The 24934-nt window shown below is 70.4% G+C and carries 23 protein-coding genes; 17 read left to right on the forward strand and 6 right to left on the reverse strand.

The features are described 5' to 3' along the window. Nucleotides 1-109: 109 nt before the first annotated feature. The 3 genes from ACZ4SA_RS22780 (at nt 110) to ACZ4SA_RS22790 (ending at nt 4552) form a co-directional block, all read left to right on the forward strand. Nucleotides 110-727, forward strand: coding sequence for a lipoprotein (locus ACZ4SA_RS22780; protein ID WP_468277409.1), 618 nt, complete (start codon nt 110-112; stop codon nt 725-727). A gap of 297 nt (nt 728-1024) precedes the next feature. After that, complete coding sequence (locus ACZ4SA_RS22785; RefSeq protein ID WP_468277412.1) at nt 1025-2167, forward strand: DUF2786 domain-containing protein; 1143 nt, start codon at nt 1025-1027, stop codon at nt 2165-2167. Nucleotides 2168-2443: 276 nt separating this feature from the next. Then, the gene (locus ACZ4SA_RS22790) at nt 2444-4552 is read left to right on the forward strand and encodes an FUSC family protein (RefSeq protein ID WP_468277413.1); all 2109 of its coding nucleotides are present in this window, start codon (nt 2444-2446) and stop codon (nt 4550-4552) included. 22 nt (nt 4553-4574) lie between these two features. Here ACZ4SA_RS22790 and ACZ4SA_RS22795 read toward each other — a convergent pair whose 3' ends face one another. Next, nucleotides 4575-5072, reverse strand: coding sequence for a hypothetical protein (locus ACZ4SA_RS22795; RefSeq protein WP_468277415.1), 498 nt, complete (start codon nt 5070-5072; stop codon nt 4575-4577). Between the two features lie 272 nt (nt 5073-5344). On the opposite strand from ACZ4SA_RS22795, the gene ACZ4SA_RS22800 reads away from it, so the two are divergent. Next, a complete protein-coding gene (locus tag ACZ4SA_RS22800) occupies nt 5345-5581 on the forward strand; it encodes a DUF397 domain-containing protein (RefSeq protein ID WP_468277417.1) in 237 nt (78 codons plus the stop codon). A gap of 51 nt (nt 5582-5632) precedes the next feature. On the opposite strand, the gene ACZ4SA_RS22805 is transcribed toward ACZ4SA_RS22800, so the two are convergent. Beyond that, nucleotides 5633-6127: an ATP-binding protein gene (locus ACZ4SA_RS22805; protein ID WP_468277421.1), complete on the reverse strand. Its 495-nt coding sequence runs from the start codon at nt 6125-6127 to the stop codon at nt 5633-5635. A 316-nt stretch (nt 6128-6443) separates the two neighbouring features. Between ACZ4SA_RS22805 and ACZ4SA_RS22810 the strand changes: the two genes are divergently transcribed. From ACZ4SA_RS22810 to ACZ4SA_RS22835, 6 genes are all read left to right on the forward strand, one after another. Next, nucleotides 6444-7364, forward strand: coding sequence for a helix-turn-helix domain-containing protein (locus ACZ4SA_RS22810; protein ID WP_468277424.1), 921 nt, complete (start codon nt 6444-6446; stop codon nt 7362-7364). 62 nt (nt 7365-7426) lie between these two features. Then, a complete protein-coding gene (locus ACZ4SA_RS22815; protein ID WP_468277427.1) occupies nt 7427-8884 on the forward strand; it encodes an aldehyde dehydrogenase family protein in 1458 nt (485 codons plus the stop codon). A gap of 139 nt (nt 8885-9023) precedes the next feature. Then, nucleotides 9024-9575 (forward strand): DinB family protein, encoded by a 552-nt coding sequence (locus ACZ4SA_RS22820; protein WP_468277430.1) that lies wholly within the window; start codon nt 9024-9026, stop codon nt 9573-9575. Nucleotides 9576-9626: 51 nt separating this feature from the next. Further along, a complete protein-coding gene (locus tag ACZ4SA_RS22825) occupies nt 9627-10268 on the forward strand; it encodes a PadR family transcriptional regulator (protein ID WP_468277433.1) in 642 nt (213 codons plus the stop codon). Nucleotides 10269-10356: 88 nt separating this feature from the next. Next, complete coding sequence (locus ACZ4SA_RS22830) at nt 10357-11286, forward strand: ATP-binding cassette domain-containing protein (protein ID WP_468277437.1); 930 nt, start codon at nt 10357-10359, stop codon at nt 11284-11286. Continuing rightward, a complete protein-coding gene (locus ACZ4SA_RS22835; RefSeq protein ID WP_468277440.1) occupies nt 11283-12062 on the forward strand; it encodes an ABC transporter permease in 780 nt (259 codons plus the stop codon). Before ACZ4SA_RS22830 ends, ACZ4SA_RS22835 begins: the two co-directional genes overlap by 4 nt. A 164-nt stretch (nt 12063-12226) precedes the next feature. Here ACZ4SA_RS22835 and ACZ4SA_RS22840 read toward each other — a convergent pair whose 3' ends face one another. After that, nucleotides 12227-13651 (reverse strand): glutamate decarboxylase, encoded by a 1425-nt coding sequence (locus ACZ4SA_RS22840; RefSeq protein WP_468277443.1) that lies wholly within the window; start codon nt 13649-13651, stop codon nt 12227-12229. Between the two features lie 86 nt (nt 13652-13737). On the opposite strand from ACZ4SA_RS22840, the gene ACZ4SA_RS22845 reads away from it, so the two are divergent. Continuing rightward, nucleotides 13738-14496 carry a MerR family transcriptional regulator gene (locus ACZ4SA_RS22845; RefSeq protein WP_468277445.1) on the forward strand — a complete coding sequence of 253 codons (759 nt, stop codon included), beginning with the start codon at nt 13738-13740 and terminating at the stop codon, nt 14494-14496. A gap of 109 nt (nt 14497-14605) precedes the next feature. Here ACZ4SA_RS22845 and ACZ4SA_RS22850 read toward each other — a convergent pair whose 3' ends face one another. Then, nucleotides 14606-14971 (reverse strand): YbjQ family protein, encoded by a 366-nt coding sequence (locus ACZ4SA_RS22850; protein ID WP_468277447.1) that lies wholly within the window; start codon nt 14969-14971, stop codon nt 14606-14608. Between the two features lie 133 nt (nt 14972-15104). Between ACZ4SA_RS22850 and ACZ4SA_RS22855 the strand changes: the two genes are divergently transcribed. Continuing rightward, nucleotides 15105-15809 carry a DedA family protein gene (locus ACZ4SA_RS22855; RefSeq protein WP_468277449.1) on the forward strand — a complete coding sequence of 235 codons (705 nt, stop codon included), beginning with the start codon at nt 15105-15107 and terminating at the stop codon, nt 15807-15809. Between the two features lie 15 nt (nt 15810-15824). Here the strand turns inward: ACZ4SA_RS22855 and ACZ4SA_RS22860 are convergent, their stop codons facing one another. Continuing rightward, the gene (locus ACZ4SA_RS22860) at nt 15825-17498 is read right to left on the reverse strand and encodes a threonine/serine exporter family protein (RefSeq protein ID WP_468277452.1); all 1674 of its coding nucleotides are present in this window, start codon (nt 17496-17498) and stop codon (nt 15825-15827) included. Nucleotides 17499-17635: 137 nt separating this feature from the next. Then, the gene (locus tag ACZ4SA_RS22865; protein WP_108151010.1) at nt 17636-18130 is read right to left on the reverse strand and encodes an inorganic diphosphatase; all 495 of its coding nucleotides are present in this window, start codon (nt 18128-18130) and stop codon (nt 17636-17638) included. A gap of 66 nt (nt 18131-18196) precedes the next feature. On the opposite strand from ACZ4SA_RS22865, the gene dacB reads away from it, so the two are divergent. From dacB to ftsH, 5 genes are all read left to right on the forward strand, one after another. After that, on the forward strand, nt 18197-19636 hold the full coding sequence (dacB, locus tag ACZ4SA_RS22870) for a D-alanyl-D-alanine carboxypeptidase/D-alanyl-D-alanine endopeptidase (protein WP_468277454.1): 1440 nt from the start codon (nt 18197-18199) through the stop codon (nt 19634-19636). A gap of 86 nt (nt 19637-19722) precedes the next feature. Continuing rightward, nucleotides 19723-20877, forward strand: a complete 1155-nt coding sequence (locus ACZ4SA_RS22875; RefSeq protein WP_468277457.1) for a zinc-dependent metalloprotease — start codon at nt 19723-19725, stop codon at nt 20875-20877. A 236-nt stretch (nt 20878-21113) separates the two neighbouring features. After that, entirely contained in the window at nt 21114-22157 is a 1044-nt protein-coding gene (tilS, locus tag ACZ4SA_RS22880; RefSeq protein WP_468277459.1) for a tRNA lysidine(34) synthetase TilS, read from the forward strand. A gap of 38 nt (nt 22158-22195) precedes the next feature. Beyond that, complete coding sequence (gene hpt, locus ACZ4SA_RS22885; protein WP_468277595.1) at nt 22196-22735, forward strand: hypoxanthine phosphoribosyltransferase; 540 nt, start codon at nt 22196-22198, stop codon at nt 22733-22735. Nucleotides 22736-22887: 152 nt separating this feature from the next. Continuing rightward, complete coding sequence (gene ftsH / locus ACZ4SA_RS22890; protein WP_468277462.1) at nt 22888-24921, forward strand: ATP-dependent zinc metalloprotease FtsH; 2034 nt, start codon at nt 22888-22890, stop codon at nt 24919-24921. The last annotated feature ends 13 nt before the right edge of the window (nt 24922-24934 follow it).

The following is a 24934-nucleotide window of genomic DNA, read 5'->3' on the forward strand; positions in this document are numbered from 1 at the left end:
CCCGAACGCGGGGGCGAGGGCATAGCAGGGCGGGGATTGTCCGGTGCGAGGTGTGATGCGGGGGCGGCGCGTGTGCGGCGCGGCTCTCGGGGCGGTTGCGTCGGCGCTTGTGGCGGTTGCCGTGACCGGCTGTTCGTCGGAGGCGGCCCGGGGGAACAACGCCGGCGGCTCGACGAGCGGGAAGCCGGGGACGGCAGAGCAGACCGACGCGGAGGACAAGGGTGAGGCGGCGAAGGCCGGCACGGTCGGCGATCCCGGTTCGTCATGCCCCATGCCGGTCACCTTCGATCTGGCGGCGGACTGGAAGCCGGACCCGGTCGAGAACGACACGGACGACGAATTCTCCGCCCTCTTCGACCAGGGCCCGGTGTCGCTCGTCTGCGAGATCGACGCGAAGCCGGCCGGGCACATCGGCTTCCTCCGTGTGTGGATCGGCGCCGACGCGGGCGACGACACCCGCAGGGCACTGGAGGCATTCGTCGCCGACGGGGCCAAGGACCGCAAGGACGAGGCGTACAGGGAGACGAAGGCGGGAAAGTTCGCCGCCACCGAGGTGACGTACCTCAACACCAACGAGTTCCTCGACGAGCCGAAGAAGGAGCGTGCCTTCGCCGTGTCGACGCCGGAGGGCGTTGTGGTCGTGGACCTCGGCGGATTCGACTCGGAGGAGCACGAGCAGATGCTCCCGGCGTACGAACTGGCCAGGAAGACCCTGCGCAGCTCCTGACCGTGGTGCCCTGCGGCGGGCATGGACGCGGACCGGACCACGCCCGTGGACCCGACCGGTCCTGCGGACCCGACCACGCCCGTGGACCCGACCATTCCGGTGGGCCCGCGCACTCCTGCGCTCCCGGCCGCCCGCGGACCGGCCGGCGGAGCGCGGTGAGCCGTACGGCTGGGGTGGTCATGGGCACAAGGCCTCCGGTCCCAGGGGGCGCGATCACGACCACTGAGGGGTGTTCCCGGGGTAGGGCAGGCACTACCCCCTGGGGCCGTCGAAGGCGGCCGTGGGACCATCCGGGGTATGAGCACGGTCGAGAAGGCGCTGGCAGCGGCGCTGTACGCGGAGGGTGACGAGGCGCTCGACACCGGTGCTTCGCTGCTCGCCGCCGACCCGTCCGCCGACGATGAACTGCGCCTGCGGGGCGAGGAACTTCTGCGCCGTGCCTGGGAGCGCGGCTGGCAGCCCGCCGACATCGTACGGCTGGTCCGCCGCGACCTCGAAGAGGTGCACGAGCAGCTGGCGGCCGGACTGATCACGGCGGAGACCGCGCGCTACGGACAGCGGCTGGCCCCCCGCTTCCGGGCCCAGCTCGCCGATCTCGCCCCCTCGCAGCCGCCCCGGGCGGACCGTTTCTCGTACGCCACGGCCCTGCTGGAGCTGTACCGCCTGCTGGCCCGCCTCCCCGCGATCGAGCCGGTCGGCCCGATCCCGGGCGCGGCCCTGGCCTCGGTGCCCGCGTCGCCTCACGAGCCGCGCATGCTCACCCGCATCCGGGCGCTGCTGGCGAAGGCCGAAGCCACCGGCTACCCGGAGGAAGCAGAGGCGCTCACCGCCAAGGCGCAGGAGCTGATGGCGCGCCACAGCATCGACGACGCCCTGCTGGCAGCCCGTACGCACAGCCCGGACGCCCCGGCCGCGTGCCGGATCGGAGTGGACGCGCCGTACGAGACGGCGAAGGCGATCCTCCTCGACGCGGTGGCCCGCGCGAACCGCTGCCGGGCGGTGTGGAACAGCTCCTTCGACTTCTCGACCGTCGTCGGCTTCGACGGCGACCTGGAGTCGGTCGAGCTGCTCTACACGTCGCTGCTCGTACAGGGGGCGGGTGCGCTGGCCAAGGCGGAGTCCGCGCAGCGCGCGGGCGGACGCAAGCGGACGAAGGTGTTCCGGCAGTCGTTCTGGACGGCGTACGCCAGTCGACTGGGCGAACATCTCGCCGCGGTCGCCGACGAGGTGGTGACGGCGGACCTGCTCCCGGTGCTGGCCTCACGGGACGTTGCGGTGGCGTCGCACACCGACCGGATGTTCCCGCGGACGACGACCACGCGCGTGCGCGGCGCGACGGATCTCGACGGCTGGCAGGACGGCCGCGCGGCGGCCGACCGCGCCGAGCGGCGCGGCCCCGGCGGGCCGTCGGGCGGCCTCGCCCGCAGACGCGGGTCGTAGGGGCTGATCTCCGCGTCCTGGCCGAGCGCGTGCTCCGGCGTGGGGGGCGGGCTGGTGTCCGGATGCTGCCAGTGCGTGTGCGGTGGTGTCGCGGGCGGGCTGATCACTGGGTTCTGCCCGAGACGCGTGCCCGGGCGCCGCAGGCCGATACGGCTCCTGCCCGGGCGTCGCAGGCGGGCTGGTCTCCGGCTCGCCCGCACGTGTGCCCCGCCGCTGTACGCCGAACCGGCCCCGCCCCTGGGTGAAATGTCCGTGAGGGTCGTTACGCTCGGGCCCATGAGCTGGCTGCGGGCGCTGAAGGACACCGCACGCTCGGGCCTGAAGATCGAGCGGCAGCGGCTGGAGCCTCTCATCGCCGTCCGGGGCGCGGCCGGGCTCGCGCTCGTCTTCGGTGCCGCCCTCGCACTCTTCGGGCCCGCGGTCGCCGTCAGTTCCGCCTTCGGCGCGTTCCAAGCGGCCATCGCGACCTTCCAGCGCAGTTGGCGGCCGCGGCCCGTCCTCGCGCTTCTCTCCGGGGCGACGCTCGCCGTCTCCACCTTCCTCGGTTATCTCGCCGGCGCGCACGTCGTCCTGTTCGTCGCGCTGCTCACCCTGTGGACCTTCCTCGGCGGCCTCACCTGGGCCATCGGCCCCACCGTCGGGATCATGGCATCGTCCAACGTGGCCATCATGCTGGTGACCGTCACCCTGCCCACCTCGGTCGCCGCCGCCGCGGGCCACGCGGCCATGATCGCCATCGGCGGTGTGGTGCAGGCCGCGCTCGTCGTGCTGTTCCCGGTACGCCGCTGGGGCGCACAGCGCGACGCGCTCGCCGACGCGCTCGCCGCGGAGGCCGACTACGCGCGCAGGCTGCGGGACGACCCCACCGCCGCCTTCGACCCGGCTCCCCTGATGCACGCCCGCAGCGCCGCCGCCGTCACGCCGCGCGAGGCCCGACGCCGCCCGGCCGAGCTGCACGGCACGCGCGGGGTCGCCGAACGCATCAGACCCGTGCTCGCCTCCCTCGCCGACCCGGCCGTGGGCGTCCCGGCCGAGGGGCACGCCCGCGACAGGGTGCGGGAACTCCTCCACGCCGCCGGGACCGTGCTCGACGCCGCCGCCCGCGCCGTACGCCACGGGGAACCGGTGCAGGTGCCGCCCGCCGCGGTCGCCGCGCTCCGGACGCCCGACACGGGCGCGATCCTCTCCGGGCCGCCACGCCGTGCCGCCGTGCGGCTGGCGGCGCTTCTCGACGACGTCCTCGAAACGGTACGCGGCACGGGCACCGTGGAGTCCGACCATCGCACGCGCGAGGGGCTGCTGCGTCTGCTTCCCGGCGCCCTGCGCGAGGTGCGCGCCGAACTGCGCCCAGACTCCCCGATCCTGCGGCACGCCGTCCGCTCGTCGACGGTCGTGGCGACCGGCTCGCTGCTCGGGAGCGTGCTCCCCCTCGGTCACGGCTATTGGGCGCCCCTGACGGCGGTGATGGTCATGCGCCCCGATTTCTCGCAGACCTACTCCCGTTCGGTGGCCCGCTTCTGCGGCACGCTCGTCGGTGTGGGCGTGGCCACGGCCGTGGTCCGCGCGGCCGACCCCGGTACGTACCTGTCCGCCGCGATCGCCGTGCTCTGCGCCTTCGGCATGTTCCTCGTCATGCGCACCGGCTACGTCGCTGCCAGCGTCTTCATCTCCGCCTACGTGGTCTTCCTGCTCGGCACGGGCGGCGAGGAGTGGGACCAGACCGTTCCCGAGCGGGTGCTGCTCACCCTGATCGGCGGGCTGCTCGCGATGCTCGCCTACGCCGTCTACCCCGCCTGGGAGACCCCGCGCCTGCACCACCGGCTCGCCGACTGGCTCATCGCGAACGGCCGTTACGCCGCCGCGGTCCTCGACCGCTACGCCGACCCCGAGGACACCGCCGACGTACGCCAGGCTCTGCTCGCCGCGCGCGACACCCGGATCGCCTGGCGGGAGGCGCTGACGAAGGCCAAGGACGAGCCCGTGCGCGCCCAGGCCCTGACCCGCGACACGGCCGAGGCGGCGGGCGAGGCGCTCGCCCAGACCGGACGGGTCGCGATGCTCATCGAGGCCCATCTGCCCGAACGCGGCGGCGGCCCCGAGCGCGGCGCCCACGGTGCCGACCCGGTGCCGGCTGCCGCCGCGCTCGCGGAGGTGCTGCGCAATGCGACAGAGGAAGCGGCGGAGGCGGTACGGGAGTACCGGGTGCCGGACTGGGGCCCGGTCCACGAGGTCGTCGACCGCTGGGGCACGAAGGAGGCGTCCGACGCGGTGCTGCGCGGCGGCGCCGTGCAGCTACTCGCCACGCTGGACGAGCTGAGCGACGCCCTGGCCAGGGCCGCGGACGGCGAAGGGCCGCGGACCCGTGACGGATCCCCGGCCCGTTGACGCACGTCAGGGCAAGCCCCCGTCAGGGAACCTGGAACTCCGTCGGGAGTCCGGTCGGCAGACCGTCGGGCAGCTCGCCCGTCTCGCTCTTCCTGAGGGTGTCCTTCTTGCCGGCGTCCCACGAAACGACCAGCGTCGTGCCGTCGTTCGACTCGATCGAGCCCATCGTGCGGTCGGTGTTCCCGTCCGCGCACTTCAGGTCCAGCATCTGCTCGCCCATGTCCTTCACTTCGCCGGTGCAGGCATGGCCGTCGGCGACGATCGCGGCGTTCGAGCCCGTGACGGAGAGGGCGACCGGCTTCCCGTCGCTCAGCCCCGTCCAGGTGCCCTGGATGTCGCCGGGTCGGCCTTCACCGCCGTCGGCGTCGCCGTCCGTCTCGGTGGGCGAGGCCGACGCCTTGTCCTTGTCCTTGTCCTTGCCGGCGCCGTCGTTGTCGCCGCTGCCGCTCCCGCAGCCGGTGAGCGCGAGGGCGGCGACGAGACCCGCCGCGACGGCCGCCGTACGTACGAGCTTGAGCACTGGTCAGTCCCCCTGATCGGTATCAAGACCGCGCCAAGCTACCAGGACGACTTGGGGACTCCGGGGAGGAATCCGGCGGGTCGGAAAGTATGTGGGGGATGGCACCGATCGCCGGGCCAGGACGTCTATACGTCCGGAGCCGCAGCTGGTAACCGCGGCAGCACCCGGCGTGCACGTGCATCTGCTCGTGCAGACGCTCCATGCGTTGGCATATGAACACAGCTATGATCCCGGATAGTTGACACCTGCACCTTGCACCCCGGGAGCGACTTGTGCACCACGTGTACAACGGCATGGCGGCCACGGAGCTTCAGGAGGTCGTCTGGCAGAAGAGCAGGCACAGCAACTCGCAGGGTTCCTGCGTGGAGTTCGCCAAGCTGCCGGGCGGTGATGTCGCGATGCGCAACTCGCGGCACCCGGAAGGACCGGCGCTCGTCTATACGCCGGCGGAGATAGAGGCCCTGCTGCTGGGCGTCAAGGACGGCGAGTTCGACCATCTGGTGGCGTGAACCGGGGTCGAAGCCGAGGCCAAGTCCGAAGCCGCAGCCCGCGCCCCGTTCCTAGCCCAGGCGGAACAGCGCCCAGACCACCTTGCCGCGCAGTGTCCCGGCGAGCGGGTGCCAGCCCCAGCCGTCGCTGAAGGAGTCGACCAGGAAGAGCCCCCGGCCGGACTCGGCGGAGAAGTCCTCGTCCGACTGCCGCGACCTGGGGCCGTCGTGACTGGGGTCGCGCACCGCGCACACCAGTCGGCCCGTCCACCGCATCAGGTGCAGCCGCACCGGCGGCTCCTTGACGGGCTCACGCGGCATGCCGTCGCCCGGCAGGGCGTGCCGGAGGGCGTTGGTGACGAGTTCGGAGACGACCAGTGCGACATCGTCGAAACGTTCGTCGAGATCCCACTGGCCGAGTGTGCTCCTGGTGAACTGCCGGGCTCCGCGCACCGCTTCGTAGCGGGCCGGCAAGGCGCAGGAGGCCGAAGTGGAGACGGCCGCGGGGTCGATCGGGGGAAGGCCCTGCCGTAACGGCTCGAGCATGGTCGATCCATTCGGTCCCATGCGAGGCACTCCCGGGAATCGCGGCTGTGGCGCTACAACACGAACGAGCACGCAGGTGCGCGACTGCCATGGTTCCGAATGCGTAGGGCAGATGCAAGGGCAGATGCACGTGCACGCGCCTGCTCTGTCCGAACCCGTGCCGTTTCTTGCTCATTTCTTCCGTGAATTCTCTTCCGCTCCCCTCCCGGCGGCTTCTCGTTTCAGTAACCGAATGAGTACGGGCTGAAGCTTTTTGGTGGCAGAATCCGGCTCTTGGGGTTCCAGGGACCACGAGGCAGCATCGGGGCTGCGCGAACAGAGCAAGGGTGCAGCAGGGATGGGGAGGGTCGAAGTCGTGGCGGCAGGCGAGGCAGCGTGGTCGTGGGGTGACCCCCGCGCCGAGGGTCCGGGCGGAGGTTCGGTGGTGCGGCGCATCCTGTTGGGCTCACAGCTGCGAAGGCTGAGGGAATCGCGAGGCATCACACGGGAAGCCGCCGGCTACTCGATCCGTGCGTCCGAATCCAAGATCAGCCGTATGGAGTTGGGCAGGGTGAGCTTCAAGGCGAGGGACGTGGAGGACCTGCTGACGCTCTACGGCGTGTCCGACGAGCGTGAGCGCGACTCCCTCCTCTGCCTCGCGAAGGAGGCCAACGTCGCCGGCTGGTGGCACAGCTTCGGCGACGTCCTGCCCGGCTGGTTCCAGACCTACATCGGCCTCGAAGGCGCCGCCTCGCTGATCCGCATCTACGAAGTGCAGTTCGTGCACGGTCTTCTGCAGACCGAGGCGTACGCGCACGCCGTCGTCACCCGCGGTATGCCCGACGCGCCCCAGGCGGAGATCGACCGCCGGGTCGCGCTGCGCCTGGAACGGCAGAAGACCCTTGTCTCCGAACGCTCCCCGCGGCTGCACGCCGTGCTGGACGAGGCCGCGCTGCGCCGCCCGTACGGCGACCGTGCCGTGATGCAGGCACAGCTGCGGCATCTGATCGAGGTGTCCGAGCACCCGAACATCACGCTGCAGGTGATGCCCTTCAGCTTCGGTGGTCACGCGGGCGAGAGCGGTACGTTCACCATGCTGCGCTTCCCGGAGTCGGACCTCTCCGACATCGTCTATCTCGAGCAGCTGACCAGCGCCCTGTACCTGGACAAGCGCGAGGAGGTCGCGCAGTACGAGCGGGTGATGGAGCGGCTGACGGAGGACAGTCCGGATCCGGCCGAGACTCGCGACCTTCTCCGGGGACTGCTCCAACTCATCTGAAACATAAGTACGATGACGCCACATCAGACGTCCGTGCTCATGCCTCTGGAGTAAGGGATCACATGTCCTTCTTCACCGATCTGGCCCTGCAGTACATAGACGGCGAGTGGCGGCCCGGCAGCGGTTCCTGGGACATCATCGACTTCAATCCGTACGACGGGGAGAAGCTCGCCTCCATCCCGGTGGCCACGGCGGACGAGGTCGACCTGGCCTACCGTGCGGCCGAGCGCGCGCAACGAGCGTGGGCACAGACCAATCCGTACGCCCGCCGGACGGTCTTCGAGCGTGCCCTGCGGATCATCGAGGACCGCGAGCAGGAGATCACAGAGGCGATCATCGCGGAGCTCGGCGGGACGCATCTGAAGGCGGCCTTCGAACTCCACCTCGCCAAGGAGTTCCTGCGCGAGGCGGTGCACCTGGCGCTGCGGCCCGAGGGACGCATCCTGCCCTCGCCGGTCGACGGCAAGGAGAACCGCGTCTACCGGGTTCCGGTGGGCGTCGTCGGTGTCATCAGCCCCTTCAACTTCCCGTTCCTGCTGTCGCTCAAGTCGGTCGCGCCCGCGCTGGCCCTCGGCAACGCCGTGGTCCTCAAGCCGCACCAGAACACCCCGATCTGCGGCGGCTCCCTGGTGGCGAAGGTGTTCGAGGACGCGGGCCTGCCCGCCGGCCTGCTGAACGTCGTGATCACGGACATAGCCGAGATAGGCGACGCGCTCATCGCGCACCCGGTCCCCAAGGCGATCTCCTTCACCGGCTCCGACAAGGTGGGCCGCCACGTGGCCACCGTCTGTGCCGCGAACTTCAAGCACGCGATCCTCGAACTCGGCGGCAACAGCGCCCTGATCGTGCTTGACGACGCAGACATCGACTACGCGGTGGACGCGGCGGTCTTCAGCCGCTACGTGCACCAGGGTCAGGTCTGCATGGCCGCCAACCGCATCCTCGTCGATCGCTCCGTCGAGAAGGAGTTCACCGAAAAGTTCGTCGCCAAGGTGCGGACGCTCAAGGTGGGCGACCCCGCGGACCCGGCGACCCACATCGGCCCGCTCATCAACTCCTCCCAGGCCGAGGCGGTCTCGTCGCTGGTGGACCAGACGGTCGAGGCGGGCGCGAAGGCGCTGCTGCACGGCGGTGCGGAAGGCGGCCTGGTCTCCCCCTCGGTGCTGACCGGACTCTCCGCCGACTCGCCGATCCTGTCGCAGGAGATCTTCGGTCCGGTGGCCCTGATCGTCCCGTTCGAGGGCGAGGAGGAGGCGGTCCGGATCGCCAACGACACCCCGTACGGCCTGAGCGGCGCCGTGCACACCGGTGACGTGGAGCGCGGTGTGCGGCTCGCGAAGCGCATCGACACCGGGATGATCCACATCAACGACGGGACCGTGCACGACGAGCCGATCGTCCCCTTCGGTGGGGAGAAGCAGTCGGGTCTCGGTCGGCTGAACGGCGACTCGATGGTCGACTCGTTCACCAGGCAGAAGTGGATCTCCGTGCAGCACGGGCGCTCGCGGTTCCCGTTCTGAGGAATCCTTCCGGCTTCCCGTTCCGAGGAATCCTTCCGGACGCCGGGCCCTTGCGGACAGAAGCTGACCGCAAGGGCCCGTAGTTTTTGAAGCGTCGGCAGGAGGGGCGCCAGGCCCCGCGATCCGGAAGGCGGACCCCATGGTCACTCACGTTCCCGCAGAAGCCCACGGCGACGAGCGCGGCGCGCTTCTCTCTTTCATCGAGGCGCAGCGTGGCGCGATCAGGCGCTCGGTGCTCGGGCTCACCGAGGAGCAGGCGGCGAGCCGGCCGAGCGCAGGCGAGCTGTCCCTGTCCGGACTGCTCAAGCATGTGGCCGAGACGGAGCTGAACTGGCTGCGGCTGGCCCAGCAGCAACCGAACGAGCGGCAGCGCTCGGAGGAGACCTGGGGCGACAGCTTCCGGCTGGTCGGTGACGAGACGACCCCGGGGATGCTGGCATTCTGGGACTCGGTCGCGAAAGAGACCGAGGACTTCATCCGTTCGGTGCCGAGCCTGGACGACACCTTCCCGCTGCCGTCGGCGCCCTGGTTCCCGGCGGACTCGCGGGTCTCGATGCGCTGGCTGATGCTGCACCTGGTCGAGGAGATCGCCCGCCACGCCGGCCATGCGGACATCATCCGCGAGTCCCTGGACGGCAAGGGTGCCTTCGACCTGGTCGCCGAGGAGCAGGGGGGCGACCAGGGTGCGTGATGTGCTGCGTACGCTGCGTACCGTAGTCAAGATTGAGTAGGAGGTACGCAGGTGTCAGCGATCCGGCTTCTGGTCCTGGGGGCCGTGCGCCAGCACGGAAGGGCGCACGGCTATCAGGTCCGCAACGACCTCGAGTACTGGGGCGCGCACGAGTGGTCCAACGCCAAGCCCGGGTCGATCTACCACGCGCTCAAGCAGATGGCGAAGCAGGGGCTGCTGCACGCCCACGAGATCGCTCCCTCCACCGCAGGCGGTCCGCCCCGCACCGAGTACGAGATCACCGATCGGGGGACCGAGGAGTTCTTCGCGCTGCTGCGCGAGTCGCTGACCGCCTACGACCAGAAGATGGACGTGCTCTCGGCCGGGGTCGGCTTCATCGTCGATCTGCCGAGGGAGGAGGCCGTGGCGCTGCTCAAGGAGCGTGTGCGCGGCCTGGAGGAGTGGCGGTCCGCCGTCACCGAGTACTACACGCCGGAGGAGGGGCCCCGGTCGCTGGGGCACATCGGCGAGATCATGCACATGTGGGTCTCCTCCGCGGACTTCGGCGCGGAATGGACCCGCGGTCTGATCCGGCGGATCGAGGACGGCGCATACACCTTCGCGGGTGAGGGCGAGCCGTTCGTGGGCGTGCGTGCGGAGGGCGAGGAGAACCCCTACGCGACGGGGGAGCCGCATGAAGGGGATCTCGGCTAATCAAGTTTGACCAATTGAGTTCGATCGACTACCTTGCGGCAGTGGTCAAGTTTGACTACTAGCTGTCGAGTGCTGCTGGAGGAGACGGATGACAGACGCGATCGTCGTGGAGGGCGTGCGGAAGCGGTACGGGGACAAGCGTGCGCTGGGCGGGCTGGACCTGACGGTCGCTCGCGGCACCGTGCACGGGGTGCTCGGGCCCAACGGCGCGGGCAAGACCACCGCCGTACGCGTCATGGCGACGCTGCTGCGGCACGACGAGGGCGTGGTGCGCGTCGCCGGACACGACGTCCGCAAGGAGGCGGGCGAGGTGCGCCGGCGTATCGGCCTGCTCGGTCAGCATGCGGCGGTGGACGAGGAGCTCGGCGGTCGGCAGAACCTCGAGATGTTCGGACGGCTGTATCACCTGGGTGCACGGCGGGCGGGCGCGCGGGCGGACGAACTCCTCGAACGGTTCGGACTCGCGGACACCGGCCGCAGGGCGGTCAAGCAGTACAGCGGCGGCATGCGCAGAAGGCTGGACCTGGCGGCCTCGCTCATCACCGATCCCGAGGTGCTGTTCCTCGACGAGCCGACGACCGGGCTCGACCCGCGCGGCCGGGCCGAGGTCTGGAACTCGGTGCGCTCGCTCGTCGGCGGGGGCACGACCGTCCTGCTCACCACGCAGTATCTGGAGGAGGCGGACCAGCTGGCCGACCGCATCTCGGTCGTCGACGCCGGGCGGGTGATCGCCGAGGGCACGGCGGACGAGCTCAAGGCCAAGACCGGCGGCGACCGGATCGACGTGGTCCTGCGGGACGCGGACCGGCTCGGACTCGTCGCGTCCCTGCTGCCCGGCGAGGCGGCCGTCGACGTCGACCGGTGCATGGTCAGCGCTCCCGTGAGCGACCGGATGGCCGCACTGACCGAGACCGTACGAGCCCTGGAAGCGGCCGGGGTCGAGGCCGAGGACATCTCCGTGCGCCGTCCCACCCTCGACGAGGTCTTCCTCCACCTCACCAAGGAGAACGCGGCATGAGCACCTATGTACTGACCGACTCCTGGACCATGACCCGGCGCGAACTCGCCCACTGGGCACGGCAGCCGGTCCAGGTCGTCGTCGGCCTGGTCTTCCCCGTGATGCTCCTGCTGATGTTCGGCTACCTCATCGGCGGCGGCCGGGGCGTGGAAGGCGCGTACGTCGACTTCCTGGTGCCCGGCATGCTGGCGCTGACCATGGCCTTCGGCCTCGAGGCGACGATGCTCGCCGTCACCCAGGACCTGAACAAGGGCGTCATCGACCGCTTCAGGTCCATGCCGATGGCATCCTCGGCGGTGCTCGTCGGGCGGAGCGTCGCGGACATGCTCCAGTCGGCGCTCAGCCTCGTGGTCATGATCGGTGTGGGGCACGCCATCGGCTGGCGCTGGGGCGGCGGCTTCATGTCGCTGCTCGGAGCCGTGGGACTGCTGCTCCTGCTGCGTTTCGCGATGCTGTGGGTCGGCATCCACCTGGCGATGGTGGCCGGGAAGCCGGAACTGGTGCAGGCGGTGCAGATCCTGGTCTGGCCGGTGGGCTTCCTGTCCAACGCCTTCGCCACGCCCGACTCGATGCCCGGCTGGCTCGGCGCGGCGGTCGAGTGGAACCCGATCTCGGCGACTGCGACCATGGTCCGCGACCTCTCCGGCATCCCGGAGGCCGCCACGGGCTCCTGGCCGGCGGAACACGCGTACCTGCTGGCGGTGGCCTGGCCGCTGCTCCTGATGGCGGTCTTCTTCCCCCTGGCCGTCGCCCGCTTCCGCCGCCTGGGCCGCTGACGCGCCAGGCACCCGGCCCGGCCCGGTCCAAGCACACCGTGGGGCCGCCCCCCCGTCCCGGCCCCGTGGTCACCGGGGCTGTGCACCCTTCCCGGCCCCGAGCACACCGCGGCGCCAGGCACCCGGCCCGGCCCCGAGCACACCCCGGGGCCGGGCTCGCGCCGTCAGTGGTGGAACGAGGTCGCCGCCGCCGTGTCCTTGCGCAACGGGCCCGGCTGCTCGTGCAGTTCGGGGACCAGCAGCCGCAGGTCGTCCAGGAGCATCGCCGACAGGTCCGCCGAGAACCCGTTGCGGCAGACCACCCGCAGCACGCAGAGATCCTCGCGGTTGGCCGGGAAGGTGTACGCGGGCACCAGCCAGCCCTTCTCGCGCAGCCGCCGCGACACGTCGAAGACGTCGAAGGCCTTCACCTCGGGCGCGGTGGTGAAGGCAAAGACGGGCAGTTGGTCCCCACGGGTCAGCAGCCGGAAGTCGTCCAGCTCCTCGATCCGGTCGGCGAGCCCCGTCGCAATGTCCCTGGCGGTCTGCTGGACGGCCCGGTAGCCCTCGCGTCCGAGCCGCAGGAACGTGTAGTACTGCGCCACGACCTGCGCCCCCGGACGCGAGAAGTTCAGCGCGAACGTGGGCATGTCGCCGCCCAGATAGTTCACGCGGAAGACCAGCTCGTCCGGGAGCTCGTCCGGCGAACGCCACAGCGCCCATCCGACACCCGGGTAGACCAGCCCGTACTTGTGACCCGAGGTATTGATCGAGGACACCCGCGGCAGTCGGAAATCCCAGGCCAGGTCCTCGTCGAGGAACGGGGCGATCATCGCGCCCGACGCGCCGTCGACGTGCACGGGGATGTCGAGCCCGGTGCGCTCCTTGAGAGCGTCCAGCGCGGCACAGACGTCGGCGACCGGCTCGTAGGACCCGTCGAAGGTCGAACCGAGCACCGCCACCACGCCGATGGTGTTCTCGTCGCACAGCTCGGCGGCCGCCTGCGGGTCGATATGGAAACGGTCGCCCTCCATCGGCACCAGCCGGGGCTCGACCTCCCAGAAGTTGCAGAACTTGTCCCAGCAGACCTGGACGTTGACGCCCATCACCAGGTTCGGCCGGGCAGCCCCCGGATAGCGGTCCCCGTTCCTCTTCATCCACCGGCGTTTGAGCGCCATCCCGGCGAGCATGCAGGCCTCGCTCGACCCGGTGGTCGAGCAGCCCACCGCGGCAGAGGGGTCCGGCGCGTGCCACAGGTCGGCGAGCATGGCCACGCACCGGCGCTCCAGCTCGGCGGTGCGCGGGTACTCGTCCTTGTCGATCATGTTCTTGTCCCGGCACTCCGCCATCAGGTCGCCCGCCTGGGGTTCCATCCAGGTGGTCACGAAGGTGGCGAGGTTGAGCCGGGAGTTTCCGTCGAGCATCAGCTCGTCATGGACCAGCTGATATGCGGCGGGAGGTGCCATCGGGCCGTCCGGCAGCCGGTGCGTAGGCGGCGCCGAGGTCATCTCGGTGACCGGGTCGGCGGACCCGTAGAAAGGGTTGATGGAGAGCCGGCGCAGCTCGGGGGCCTGCTCGGCGGATTCGGACGCGCCCTGGTGGAGTGCCATAGCTCCCAGGCTCGTACGGGCTTGCACCTCACGCAACGTGAGGCGTCAGCCTGGGTTGCGTAACGAAGACGAAGGAGCGGAAGGCCATGAGCTACTCCGTGGGACAGGTCGCCCGGTTCGCCGGTGTCACGGTGCGCACGCTGCACCACTACGACGAGATCGCGTTGCTCTGCCCGAGCGGCCGCAGCCACGCGGGCCACCGGCGCTACGAAGACGCCGACCTCGACCGGCTGCAGCAGATCCTGTTCTACCGGGAGCTCGGCTTTCCGCTCGACGAGGTCGCGGCGCTGCTGGACGACCCGGACGTGGACCCGCAGCAGCACCTGCGGCGCCAGCACGAGCTGCTGTCCGCCCGGATCACCCAGCTCCAGGAGATGGCCGCAGCCGTCGAGAAGGCCATGGAGGCGAGAAAGATGGGCATCAACCTCACGCCCGAGGAGAAGTTCGAGGTCTTCGGGGACTTCGACCCGGACGACTACGCGCAGGAGACCGAGCAGCGCTGGGGCGGCACGGAGGCGTACAAGGAGTCGCAGCGCCGCTCCGCCGCTTACACGAAGGAGGACTGGCAGCGGATCCAGCAGGAGGCCGACGAGATCACCCGCCGCTTCGTGGCCCTGATGGAGGCCGGCGAGGAGCCGGAGTCGAAGGCCGCGATGGACGTCGCGGAGGAGCACCGCCAGTGGATCACGCGTAACCACTACACGTGCACGTTCGAGATCCACACGTGCCTGGGTGAGATGTACGTCACGGACGAGCGGTTCACCCGCAACATCGACAAGGCGAAGCCGGGCCTCGCGGCGTACCAGCGGGAAGCGATCCTGGCGAACGCCGTCCGGCACGTTTGAGGGCCTGCGGACGCCGTCCGGCACCTCCAGGACTGCGAGGTGCCCTCTGGGGCTGCGACGGCACGGACACCACGGCCGGGGTACGCGCCCCGGCCGTGGTGTCCGCCGGTCAGGTCCGGGCGATCACCACGGCCGTGCCGTACGCGCAGACCTCCGTGCCGACGTCCGCGGCGTCGGCCACGTCGAAGCGGAACGCCAGCACCGCGTTCGCGCCCCGTGCGCGGGCCTGCTCGATCAGGCGCTCCATGGCCTGGTTGCGGGTCTCAACGAGGGTCTTGGTCAGGCCCTTGAGCTCGCCACCGATCATCGACTTGAGGCCGGCGCCGATCTGGCTGCCCAGATGGCGGGAGCGCACCGTCAGTCCGAAGACCTCACCGATGACCTGCTCCACGCGGAAGCCCGGGATGTCGTTCGTGGTGACGACCGTCACATCTGCCTGCGGGCCTTGCCCGCCGCTGTAGTCCTCGATACCCATGGTGCACAGGATCGCCGTCGTCCGTTCACCCCGCATCCGCGGTGGGCCGGTGGAACCGGGGGTTACTCATGTGCGTTGATAGCTTTGGGCAGCCGACCATGCCGCTGACTGACACCACAGGAGCCCGGACCTCGTGAACACCCTTGCGCTCGGACCGAGCTGGCTCGATCCGGACTACCTGATCACCACCTTCGGTCTGATCGGTGTGCTGGCCATCGTCTTCGCCGAGTCCGGTCTGCTGATCGGATTCTTCCTCCCCGGCGACTCGCTGCTGTTCACCACGGGTCTGCTGGTGACCACCGACGTGATCAAGCAGCCCCTGTGGATGGTCTGCACCCTCGTGGTGCTCGCCGCGATCATCGGTGACCAGGTCGGCTATCTCTTCGGCCGCAAGGTCGGCCCGGCCCTCTTCAAGCGGCCCGACTCCAGGCTCTTCAAGCAGGAGAACGTGGAGAAGGCCCACGAGTTCTTCGAGAAGTACGGCCCGAAGTCCCTGGTCCTGGCCCGCTTCGTGCCCATCGTGCGGACGTTCACGCCGATCATCGCCGGTGTGAGCCGGATGAACTACCGCTCGTTCGTCACGTTCAACATCATCGGCGGCATCCTGTGGGGAGCCGGTGTCACGCTGCTCGGCGCCGCGCTCGGCAAGGTCGACTTCGTCCACCGGCACATCGAGGCGATCCTGATCCTGATCGTCCTGATCTCGGTCGTCCCGATCGTGATCGAGTTCCTGCGGGCCCGCTCCAAGGGAAAGAAGGCGGCCGCCACCGAAGGCTCCGCCCCCGACGAAGGGACCCCGCCGTCCTCCCCGCGCGGCGGCCGTCACGCCAGGCGCTGACGCCGGCCCCGCGGCTCAGAAGCCGCGTGTCCGCTTGGCCGCGCGGCGTCCGCCCGGTGTCTCCGCGCCGGGCAGCGCCCCGGTGACGCCCGGGATCCGCAGGAACAGCCGGGAGATCTCGCCCCCCAGGTTCACCCCGATGGCGATGGCCAGCGCCAGCGCCGCCGCCTTGCTCAGGGACGTCAGACCGGCGTTCGTGTTTCCCCGGGCGATCTCCAGCAGACCGAAGTACGTGGCGCTACCGGGCAGCAGCGGCCCGATGGCGGCCGTGACATAGGGCAGGGCGGACTCGAAACGCGAGCGTGACAGCATCTGGCCGAACAGGCCCACGAGTCCCGCCGCGATCGCCGTCGCCGCGACCGGTGAACCCTCGGCCACGTTCGCGAGTGCCCCGTACACCACCCAGGCGACCCCGCCGTTGAAGGTCACCAGAGCCACCGTGCGGCGCTCCTGCTGCAGCAGCACGGCGAAGCAGAGCGACAGGGCCATGGCCGCGAGTGTCTGGATGATCGGCCGCTCGATGCTGTGGATCTCGGTCTCCGGACTGAGGCCGGCGCCCAGCGTGAGGCCGACATAGAGGACCCCCAGCACGCCGATGACGATGCCGACCACCAGGTAGCCCACTTCGAGCAGTCGTGCCGCCGCCGTGATGTAGAAGCCTGTCAGCCCGTCCTGGACCCCGGCCACCAGCGCCCGTCCCGGGATCAGTGCGAACAGTCCACCCGTGATGACCGCGGACGCACGCAGTTCCAGAGGCGACAGCGTCAGTGCCACGCCCATCGCCGCCGGCGGGGTCGCGGCCGCCACGAACTGGTAGAACTCCGGCAGCCCGCGCCCCGCGCACAGCCAGGCCAGCCGGTCGCCGAGCATCGCGCTGACCGCCGCCGCCAGAAACACCGTGAGCTGGCCGCCCACCAGGACGGACGCCGAGCCGGCCAGCAGCCCGCCGGCCAGGGTGAGCGCCCACCCCGGGTAAGGATGCCGGTTACGGCGGATCTCGGCGAGCCTCCGGTAGGCCTCCTCCAGCGAGACGTCCGACTCCTCGACGCTGATGTCGTGGACCAGCCGGTAGACCGCGGCCAGCCGCGTGTAGTCGGTGCCGCGCCGTCGCACGGTCCGGCTGGCGGTCACCGGGTCGTCGACCAGCGACGGCTGGTAGGTGACCGACAGGAGGGTGAAGGTGACCGTCGGCTCGCACCGGTCCAGCCCGTACGAGCGCGAGATGGCGAACATCGCCGCCTCGACGTCCTCCGCGCCCTCGCCGCCCGCGAGCAGCAACTCGCCGATACGGAGCGTCAGGTCGAGGACGCGGGGGACGGCCGGGCCGGCCTCGTCGTGCCGGTGCGGCGTCTCGGGAACCGGCCGCTCGCCCACCGGCATCCTCAGCATCGCCCGCATACGGTCCTGCCAGGGCGCGTCCTTGGTGACCCGCACGGCGGGGATGCCGTGCGCAGGGGTGAAGGCGGGCGGCGAGTTCCTGGCGCTGTACGTGCGGGGCGGGGCGAACGCGGAGCCCTCAGGCTCGGCCGGCGGTTCGGGCGCGAGGCCTTCCGGGACGGCGAATTCGGAGCTGGGGTGGTCCTCTTCCGGCGGTTCGGGCTGTTCCACCCCCGCCGGTGGGGCGAAGGCGCTGTGTGCCTCGTCGGACTGAGGCTTCCGGTCCTCCGGGCCCTCGGGCTCCGCCACCACTGGTCGTCCTCGCTCCCTCTCGTACCGCCTCTCGACCGGCGCTTCTGCCCAGTATGGGCGCGGACATGGGCGGATACGCGACGCGGGCGGGACACCCAAGGTGTCCCGCCCGCGTCAGGTGCTCGACGGCAGCGGCGTCAGTGCGCGCCGCCCTGCGCCTCCAGGCGCTTGTAGGAGGCCTCGATCTCCGCCTCGGCCTCGGTCCGGCCGACCCAGTTGGCGCCCTCGACGGACTTGCCCGGCTCCAGGTCCTTGTAGACCTCGAAGAAGTGCTGGATCTCCAGGCGGTCGAACTCGGACACGTGGTGGATGTCCCGCAGGTGCTCCACGCGCGGGTCGGACGCCGGCACGCACAGCAGCTTGTCGTCGCCGCCGGCCTCGTCCGTCATACGGAACATGCCGATGGCGCGGCACTTGATGAGGCAGCCCGGGAAGGTCGGCTCGTCAAGGATGACCAGCGCGTCCAGCGGGTCGCCGTCCTCACCGAGGGTGTTCTCGACGAATCCGTAGTCGGCGGGGTAACTGGTCGAGGTGAAGAGTCGACGGTCAAGACGGATCCGACCGGTCTCGTGGTCCACCTCGTACTTGTTCCGCGAACCCTTCGGGATCTCGATGGTGACGTCGAACTCCACGGGTGGCTCCTCCATGATCAACACATAGCAAGACGCAGTACTGGTGATTAAGTGTCCCTCACGCACATGCGTGATCGCGAAAGGGGCTGGTGCGAGGTGCCGAAGGTCAGGACGTGGCAGCTTGCAGCGGGCGCTGCCGTGGTCGGCCTCACCCTCGCCGCCGGGGCGGTGACCGCGGCGGGTCCCTGGGACTCCGGTCAGCGTAAGGCCGAGAGGGAGCGGGCGGCTGCCCAGAGCCCCATGGGTGGTGCACATCACGAACCGCCGGCGCCCCGGCGTCCCGCGCCCGCGCCCAGCGCGGCCCCCGTGCTGGGCCCCCTGGGCGGCCCGCGCACGGTGTCGGCCAAGGAACCGGCCGCCGCTCCGGGCGTCCTGGCCGAGTCGCTCGGCCCGCTGCTCGCCGACCCCGGCCTCGGCCCCGCCCCCGCCGCCAGCGTCATCGACCTCGCCACCGGCGAGCGGCTGTACGGGAGGCGGGCGGACACCGCCATGGTCCCGGCGTCGACCATCAAGATCGCCACGGCCGCCGCGGCGCTGACGGCCCTCGGACCCGACCACCGCATCCCGACCACGGTCGTCGCGGCCCCCGACGCCGGGGAGATCACACTGGTCGGCGGCGGCGACGCCACCCTCGACCGGGCACGCCTTCGCGAACTCGCCGACAAGACCGCACGCGCCCTGCGCGACGGAAAAGGCGCCAAGGGCGCCAAGCTGCGGTTCGAGTACGACACCTCGCTCTACAGCGGCCCGCTCCTGCACCCCATCGGTCCCAACGACAACATCGCCCCGGTCACGGCCCTCATGGTCGGTCAGGGCAGGCTCGACGAGCACACCACGGGCGCGGCCACCCGCAGCGCCGACCCGGCCCGCGAAGCGGCCCGCGTCTTCCGGGACATGCTCACCGCGCGCGGCGTCCGCACCGCACCGCCCGCAGCAGGCCGTCCGCCCGCCAAGGCCGTCCCGCTGGCGCAGGTGCTCTCCGAGCCCCTGTCGCTGCTCGTCGAACGCATGCTGACCAGAAGCGACAACGACCTCGCGGAGTCACTGGCCCGTCAGACCGCACTGGCCACCGGCGAGAAGGCGTCCTTCGCCGGCTCGGAACGAGCCGTGACCAAGCAGCTGCGGCGGCTGCAGGTGCCCCTCGCCGGCACCAGATTCGCCGACGGCAGCGGCCTCGACCGGCGGGACCGGGTGTCACCGGCGCTGCTCACCAGCCTCCTCGCGCGCGCGGGCGACACCGCCCACCCAGAACTGCGGCCCGTCCTCACCGGGCTCCCCGTGGCGGGCTTCAGCGGCACCCTCGAGGACCGCTACTCCGCCGACTCCGACGGCACCGGCCTGGTCCGGGCCAAGACGGGCACGCTGCGGGGCATCAACACCCTGGCCGGCACGGTCGTTGCCCCGGGCGGCCGACTCCTCGGCTTCGCGTTCCTCGCCAAGGACACCCCTTCCGAGTACTCCGCGGAGCCCGCCCTCGACCGTCTGGCCGCCGCCCTCACCTCGTGACGGACCCGGCCGGGCGGGGGCCGGGGATCGAAGCGGTGTCCGCCGACACCTCACCGCTCCCGCAGCCGAGAACGTACGGTTGACGCATGACGAGCATCGGTGGTGCCGAGATGGTCGACTGGAACCTCGCCGTGGCGACCGCGACCCGCTTCGTGCGGCCCGGCCCGGACGTGACCCGGGACGAGGCGCGCGCCGTCGTCGCCGAGCTGCGACGGCATGCCAAGGCCTCCGAGGAGCACGTCCGGGAGTACACCCGGATGATTCCGGAAGGCGGGGAACCCCGGGACACCCCGGTCCTCGTCGTGGACCGGGCCGGCTGGGTCAAGGCGAACGTCGCGGGCTTCCGCGAACTGCTGCGGCCCCTGCTGGACAAGATGCAGGAGCGCCGCTTCGGCACCCCCGGCGGTGCGGTGCTCGGCGCCGTCGGCGGCAAGGTGACCGGTGTCGAGTTGGGGATGCTGCTGTCCTTCCTGGCCTCGCGGGTCCTGGGACAGTACGAGACCTTCGCGCCCGGCACCCGCGACCTGCCCGCGGGCGAGCCCTCGGAGAACGGCGGCAACGGCGGCGGGCGTCTGCTTCTGGTCGCCCCCAACATCGTCCACGTCGAGCGCGAACTCGAGGTGGAGCCGCACGACTTCCGGCTCTGGGTCGCCCTCCACGAGGAGACGCACCGTACCCAGTTCACCGGCGTGCCGTGGCTGCGCGACCACCTCGAGAGCGAGATCCAGTCGTTCCTCGGCGAGACCGAGATGGATCCCATGACCGTTCTCGAGCGGCTCCGCGAGGCCGCACAGTCGCTCGCCGGGGCGCGCCCGGAGGGCGAGCAGGACGAGGGCGGCCACTCCATCGTGGAGATCGTCCAGACGCCCGCGCAGCGCGAGATCCTCGGTCGGCTGACCGCGGTGATGTCGCTGCTGGAGGGGCACGCCGACTTCGTGATGGACGGCGTCGGGCCCGCGGTGGTGCCGTCGGTCGCGGAGATCAGGGAGAAGTTCCAGCAGCGCAGGGCGCGCGGCGCGAGCCGGCTGGACCTGGCGCTGCGCAAGCTGCTGGGCCTGGACGCCAAACTGCGTCAGTACCGCGACGGCGAGCGCTTCGTGCGGGCCGTGGTGGAGGAGGTGGGCATGGCGGGCTTCAACCGGGTGTGGACCTCCCCGAACACGCTCCCGACCAAGGCGGAGATCGCCAAACCGGCGGACTGGGTCGCGAGGGTGCACAGCAAGGGCGAGGGCGCACCGTAGGGGAGAGTTGTCGACGACAGGGCGGGCGGCGGCAGAGGGGCGCCCCTCCAATCACCCATCCGAGGGACCGTGGGCTGTGGATAGGCGTGCAATGCTCGGGTATTGGCTCGGTTCTGTCACCATCGACGCACTCTGAGTGACTGCTCTCGGAGTGGCGATCTTCGTCCTCTGGCCATTCCTGATCGTCCCGACTCGACCGAGACTCCCTCTCCCACTTTTCACGAAGGGCACCGGACATGGGTCCCCATCCTGCGGTCGCGGCGATACGCCTGGCGGTCCGCCGCGTACTCCACGACGTACTCACCGAACAGTCAGAAACCGCCGCCCGCTACGCGCACTCCGGCCCGAGCCCGGTGTCCGCAGGCGAAGCCCCGCTTGTCCTCGTGGCATGCTCCGGCGGCGCCGATTCGATGGCACTCGCCTCCGCCCTCGCCTTCGAGGCCCGCAAACTTTCCGTCCGCGCCGGCGCCGTCACCGTCGACCACGGCCTGCAGGCCGGCTCCGACCTCCGTGCGGCCGAGGTCGCCGCACGCCTCACCGCGATGCAGCTCGACCCCGTCGAGGCCATCGCGGTCCGCGTCGGCCGCAACGGCGGACCCGAGGCCGCGGCCCGTGACGCCCGCTACGCAGCCCTGGACGACGCCGCGGAGCGCCTGGGAGCCGCTGCCGTGCTGCTCGGCCACACCCGCGACGACCAGGCGGAGACCGTCCTTCTCGGGCTCGCCCGCGGCTCCGGCATCCGCTCGCTGTCCGGCATGGCCGCCGTGTCGGGGGCCGCCGGCCGCTACCGCCGTCCCTTCCTGCACCTCGACCGGCAGACCGCCCGCAAGGCCTGCATGGTCCAGTCGCTGCCCGTCTGGGACGACCCGCACAACGCCGACCCCGCCTACACCCGCTCCCGCCTGCGCCACGAGGGGCTGCCCGCCCTGGAGAAGGCGCTCGGCAAGGGCGTCGTCGAAGCCCTCGCCCGCACCGCCCAGCTCTCCCGTGACGACGCCGACGCGCTCGACAGCTGGGCCGCCGACGCGGACGCCTCCGTACGGGACGAGAGCGGGCTGCTGGACTGCGCCAAGCTCTACGCGCTCCCCCCTGCCGTGCGCCGCCGGGTACTGCGCCGAGCCGTCATCCAGGCCGGTGCGCCCGCCGGATCCCTCTTCGCCCGGCACGTCGAGGAAGTCGACCGGCTGATCACCGGATGGCGCGGTCAGCGGGCCATCAACCTGCCCGGCCGGGTCGAGGCGCGACGCCAGGGTGGCAGACTGGTCATTCGGCAAGGCTGAACCGCCGAGAGAAAGCGACGCGGGTGAACGAGAAGGACATGGGCACCGACCTTCAGTCGGTGCTCATCACCAAGGAAGAGATCGACGCGAAGCTCGTCGAGCTGGCCGCGAAGATCGACGCAGAGTACGCGGGCAAGGACCTGCTCATCGTCGGAGTCCTCAAGGGCGCGGTGATGGCGATGGCGGACCTGGCGCGCGCGCTGTCCACCCCCGTCACGATGGACTGGATGGCCGTGTCCTCGTACGGCGCGGGCACGCAGTCGTCCGGCGTGGTCCGCATCCTCAAGGACCTGGACACCGACATCAAGGGCAAGCACGTCCTGATCGTCGAGGACATCATCGACTCGGGACTGACCCTGTCCTGGCTCCTGTCGAACCTGGGTTCCCGCGAGCCGGCCTCTCTCGAGGTCTGCACGCTGCTGCGGAAGCCGGACGCGGCCAAGGTCGCGATCGACGTGAAGTGGATCGGGTTCGACATCCCGAACGAGTTCGTCGTCGGGTACGGCCTGGACTACGCGGAGAAGTACCGGAACCTGCCGTTCGTGGGCACACTGGCGCCGCACGTCTACGGAGGCTGACGCACGGGAACCAGAACCGCCTTTTCGCCGTTGGAGCAGAGGAAGGCGGTCGCCGGTGGCCATGCTGAGGTACCGTCCGAAGAACAGTTGTCTTTTCTCACAGCAGCATTTACCTACGGGCAGGAGGGACGGAGCGACACCGCTCCGTATGGATGGACGTGAAGCGATACTTCCGTGGGCCGGTCATGTGGATCGTGCTGGCCGTCCTCGCCGTGGTCGTGCTGATGCAGGTTGTCGGCTCGTCCGGTGGCTACAAGACGGTGGACACCGGCGAGGTCGTCCAGGCGATCGACAAGAACCAGGTCAAGCAGGCAAAGCTGACCACTGGCGACGAGCAGATCATCAAGATCGAGCTCAAGGAGGGCCAGAAGGTCGACAACAGCAGCAAGGTCCAGGCCAGTTACATCGGCACGCAGGGCGCCGACCTGGCCGACAAGCTGCAGGAGAAGTTCCAGGCCGGCGAGATCGACAAGGGCTACACGGTCGCGCCGTCGAAGCAGAGCCCGTTCGTCTCGGTTCTGCTGTCCCTCCTGCCGTTCGTGCTGATCGTCGTGGTCTTCCTCTTCCTGATGAATCAGATGCAGGGCGGCGGCTCCCGAGTCATGAACTTCGGGAAGTCCAAGGCCAAGCTGATCACCAAGGACACCCCCAAGACGACCTTCTCCGACGTGGCGGGGTCCGACGAGGCGGTCGAGGAGCTCCACGAGATCAAGGAGTTCCTGCAGGAGCCGGCCAAGTTCCAGGCCGTCGGCGCCAAGATCCCGAAGGGCGTGCTGCTCTACGGCCCGCCCGGCACGGGCAAGACACTGCTCGCACGCGCCGTCGCCGGAGAGGCGGGCGTCCCGTTCTACTCGATCTCGGGTTCCGACTTCGTCGAGATGTTCGTCGGTGTCGGTGCCTCCCGAGTCCGTGACCTCTTCGAGCAGGCCAAGGCGAACGCCCCGGCGATCGTCTTCGTCGACGAGATCGACGCCGTCGGCCGGCACCGCGGTGCGGGTCTCGGCGGCGGCCACGACGAGCGCGAGCAGACGCTGAACCAGCTGCTCGTCGAGATGGACGGCTTCGACGTGAAGGGCGGCGTCATCCTGATCGCCGCCACGAACCGGCCCGACATCCTCGACCCGGCGCTGCTGCGCCCGGGCCGTTTCGACCGCCAGATCGCAGTCGACCGTCCGGACATGCAGGGCCGTCTGGAGATCCTCAAGGTCCACCAGAAGGGCAAGCCGGTCGCCCCGGACGTCGACCTGGGCGCCGTCGCCCGGCGTACGCCCGGCTTCACCGGCGCCGACCTGTCGAACGTGCTGAACGAAGCCGCGCTGCTCACCGCGCGCAGCGACAAGAAGCTGATCGACAACCACTTCCTGGACGAGGCGATCGACCGTGTCGTGGCGGGCCCGCAGAAGCGGACCCGGATCATGTCCGACAAGGAGAAGAAGATCACCGCGTATCACGAGGGCGGTCACGCCCTGGTCGCGGCGGCTTCGCCCAACTCCGACCCGGTTCACAAGATCACGATCCTGTCCCGCGGCCGGGCCCTCGGTTACACGATGGTGCTCCCGGACGAGGACAAGTACTCGACCACGCGCAACGAGATGCTCGACCAGCTGGCGTACATGCTGGGCGGGCGTGCGGCCGAGGAACTGGTCTTCCACGACCCGACCACCGGCGCTGCCAACGACATCGAGAAGGCCACTGCCACGGCCCGCGCGATGGTCACGCAGTACGGCATGACCGAGCGGCTCGGCGCGATCAAGTTCGGCGGCGACAACACCGAGCCGTTCCTTGGGCGCGAGATGGCGCACCAGCGCGACTACTCGGAAGAGGTCGCGGCGCTGGTCGACGAAGAGGTCAAGAAGCTCATCGAGACCGCGCACAACGAGGCCTGGGAGATCCTCGTCGAGAACCGGGACGTCCTCGACAACCTGGTCCTCCAGCTGCTGGAGAAGGAGACTCTCGGCAAGGAGGAGATCGCGGAGATCTTCGCCCCGATCGTGAAGCGCCCGGCCCGCCCGGCGTGGACCGGTTCCTCCCGGCGCACGCCCTCCACGCGTCCGCCGGTCCTCTCGCCCAAGGAGCTCGCCCTCACCAACGGCGCCGCCAACGGCACGGCGCCGACGGCCACCACGGTGACCGATGTCACCAAGGCGCCCGCAGAGGCGGTCCCCGAGGAGCGTCCGGAGGCCTGACCAGGCGATATGT

It is taken from the genome of Streptomyces sp. NPDC027962, assembly GCF_055566095.1.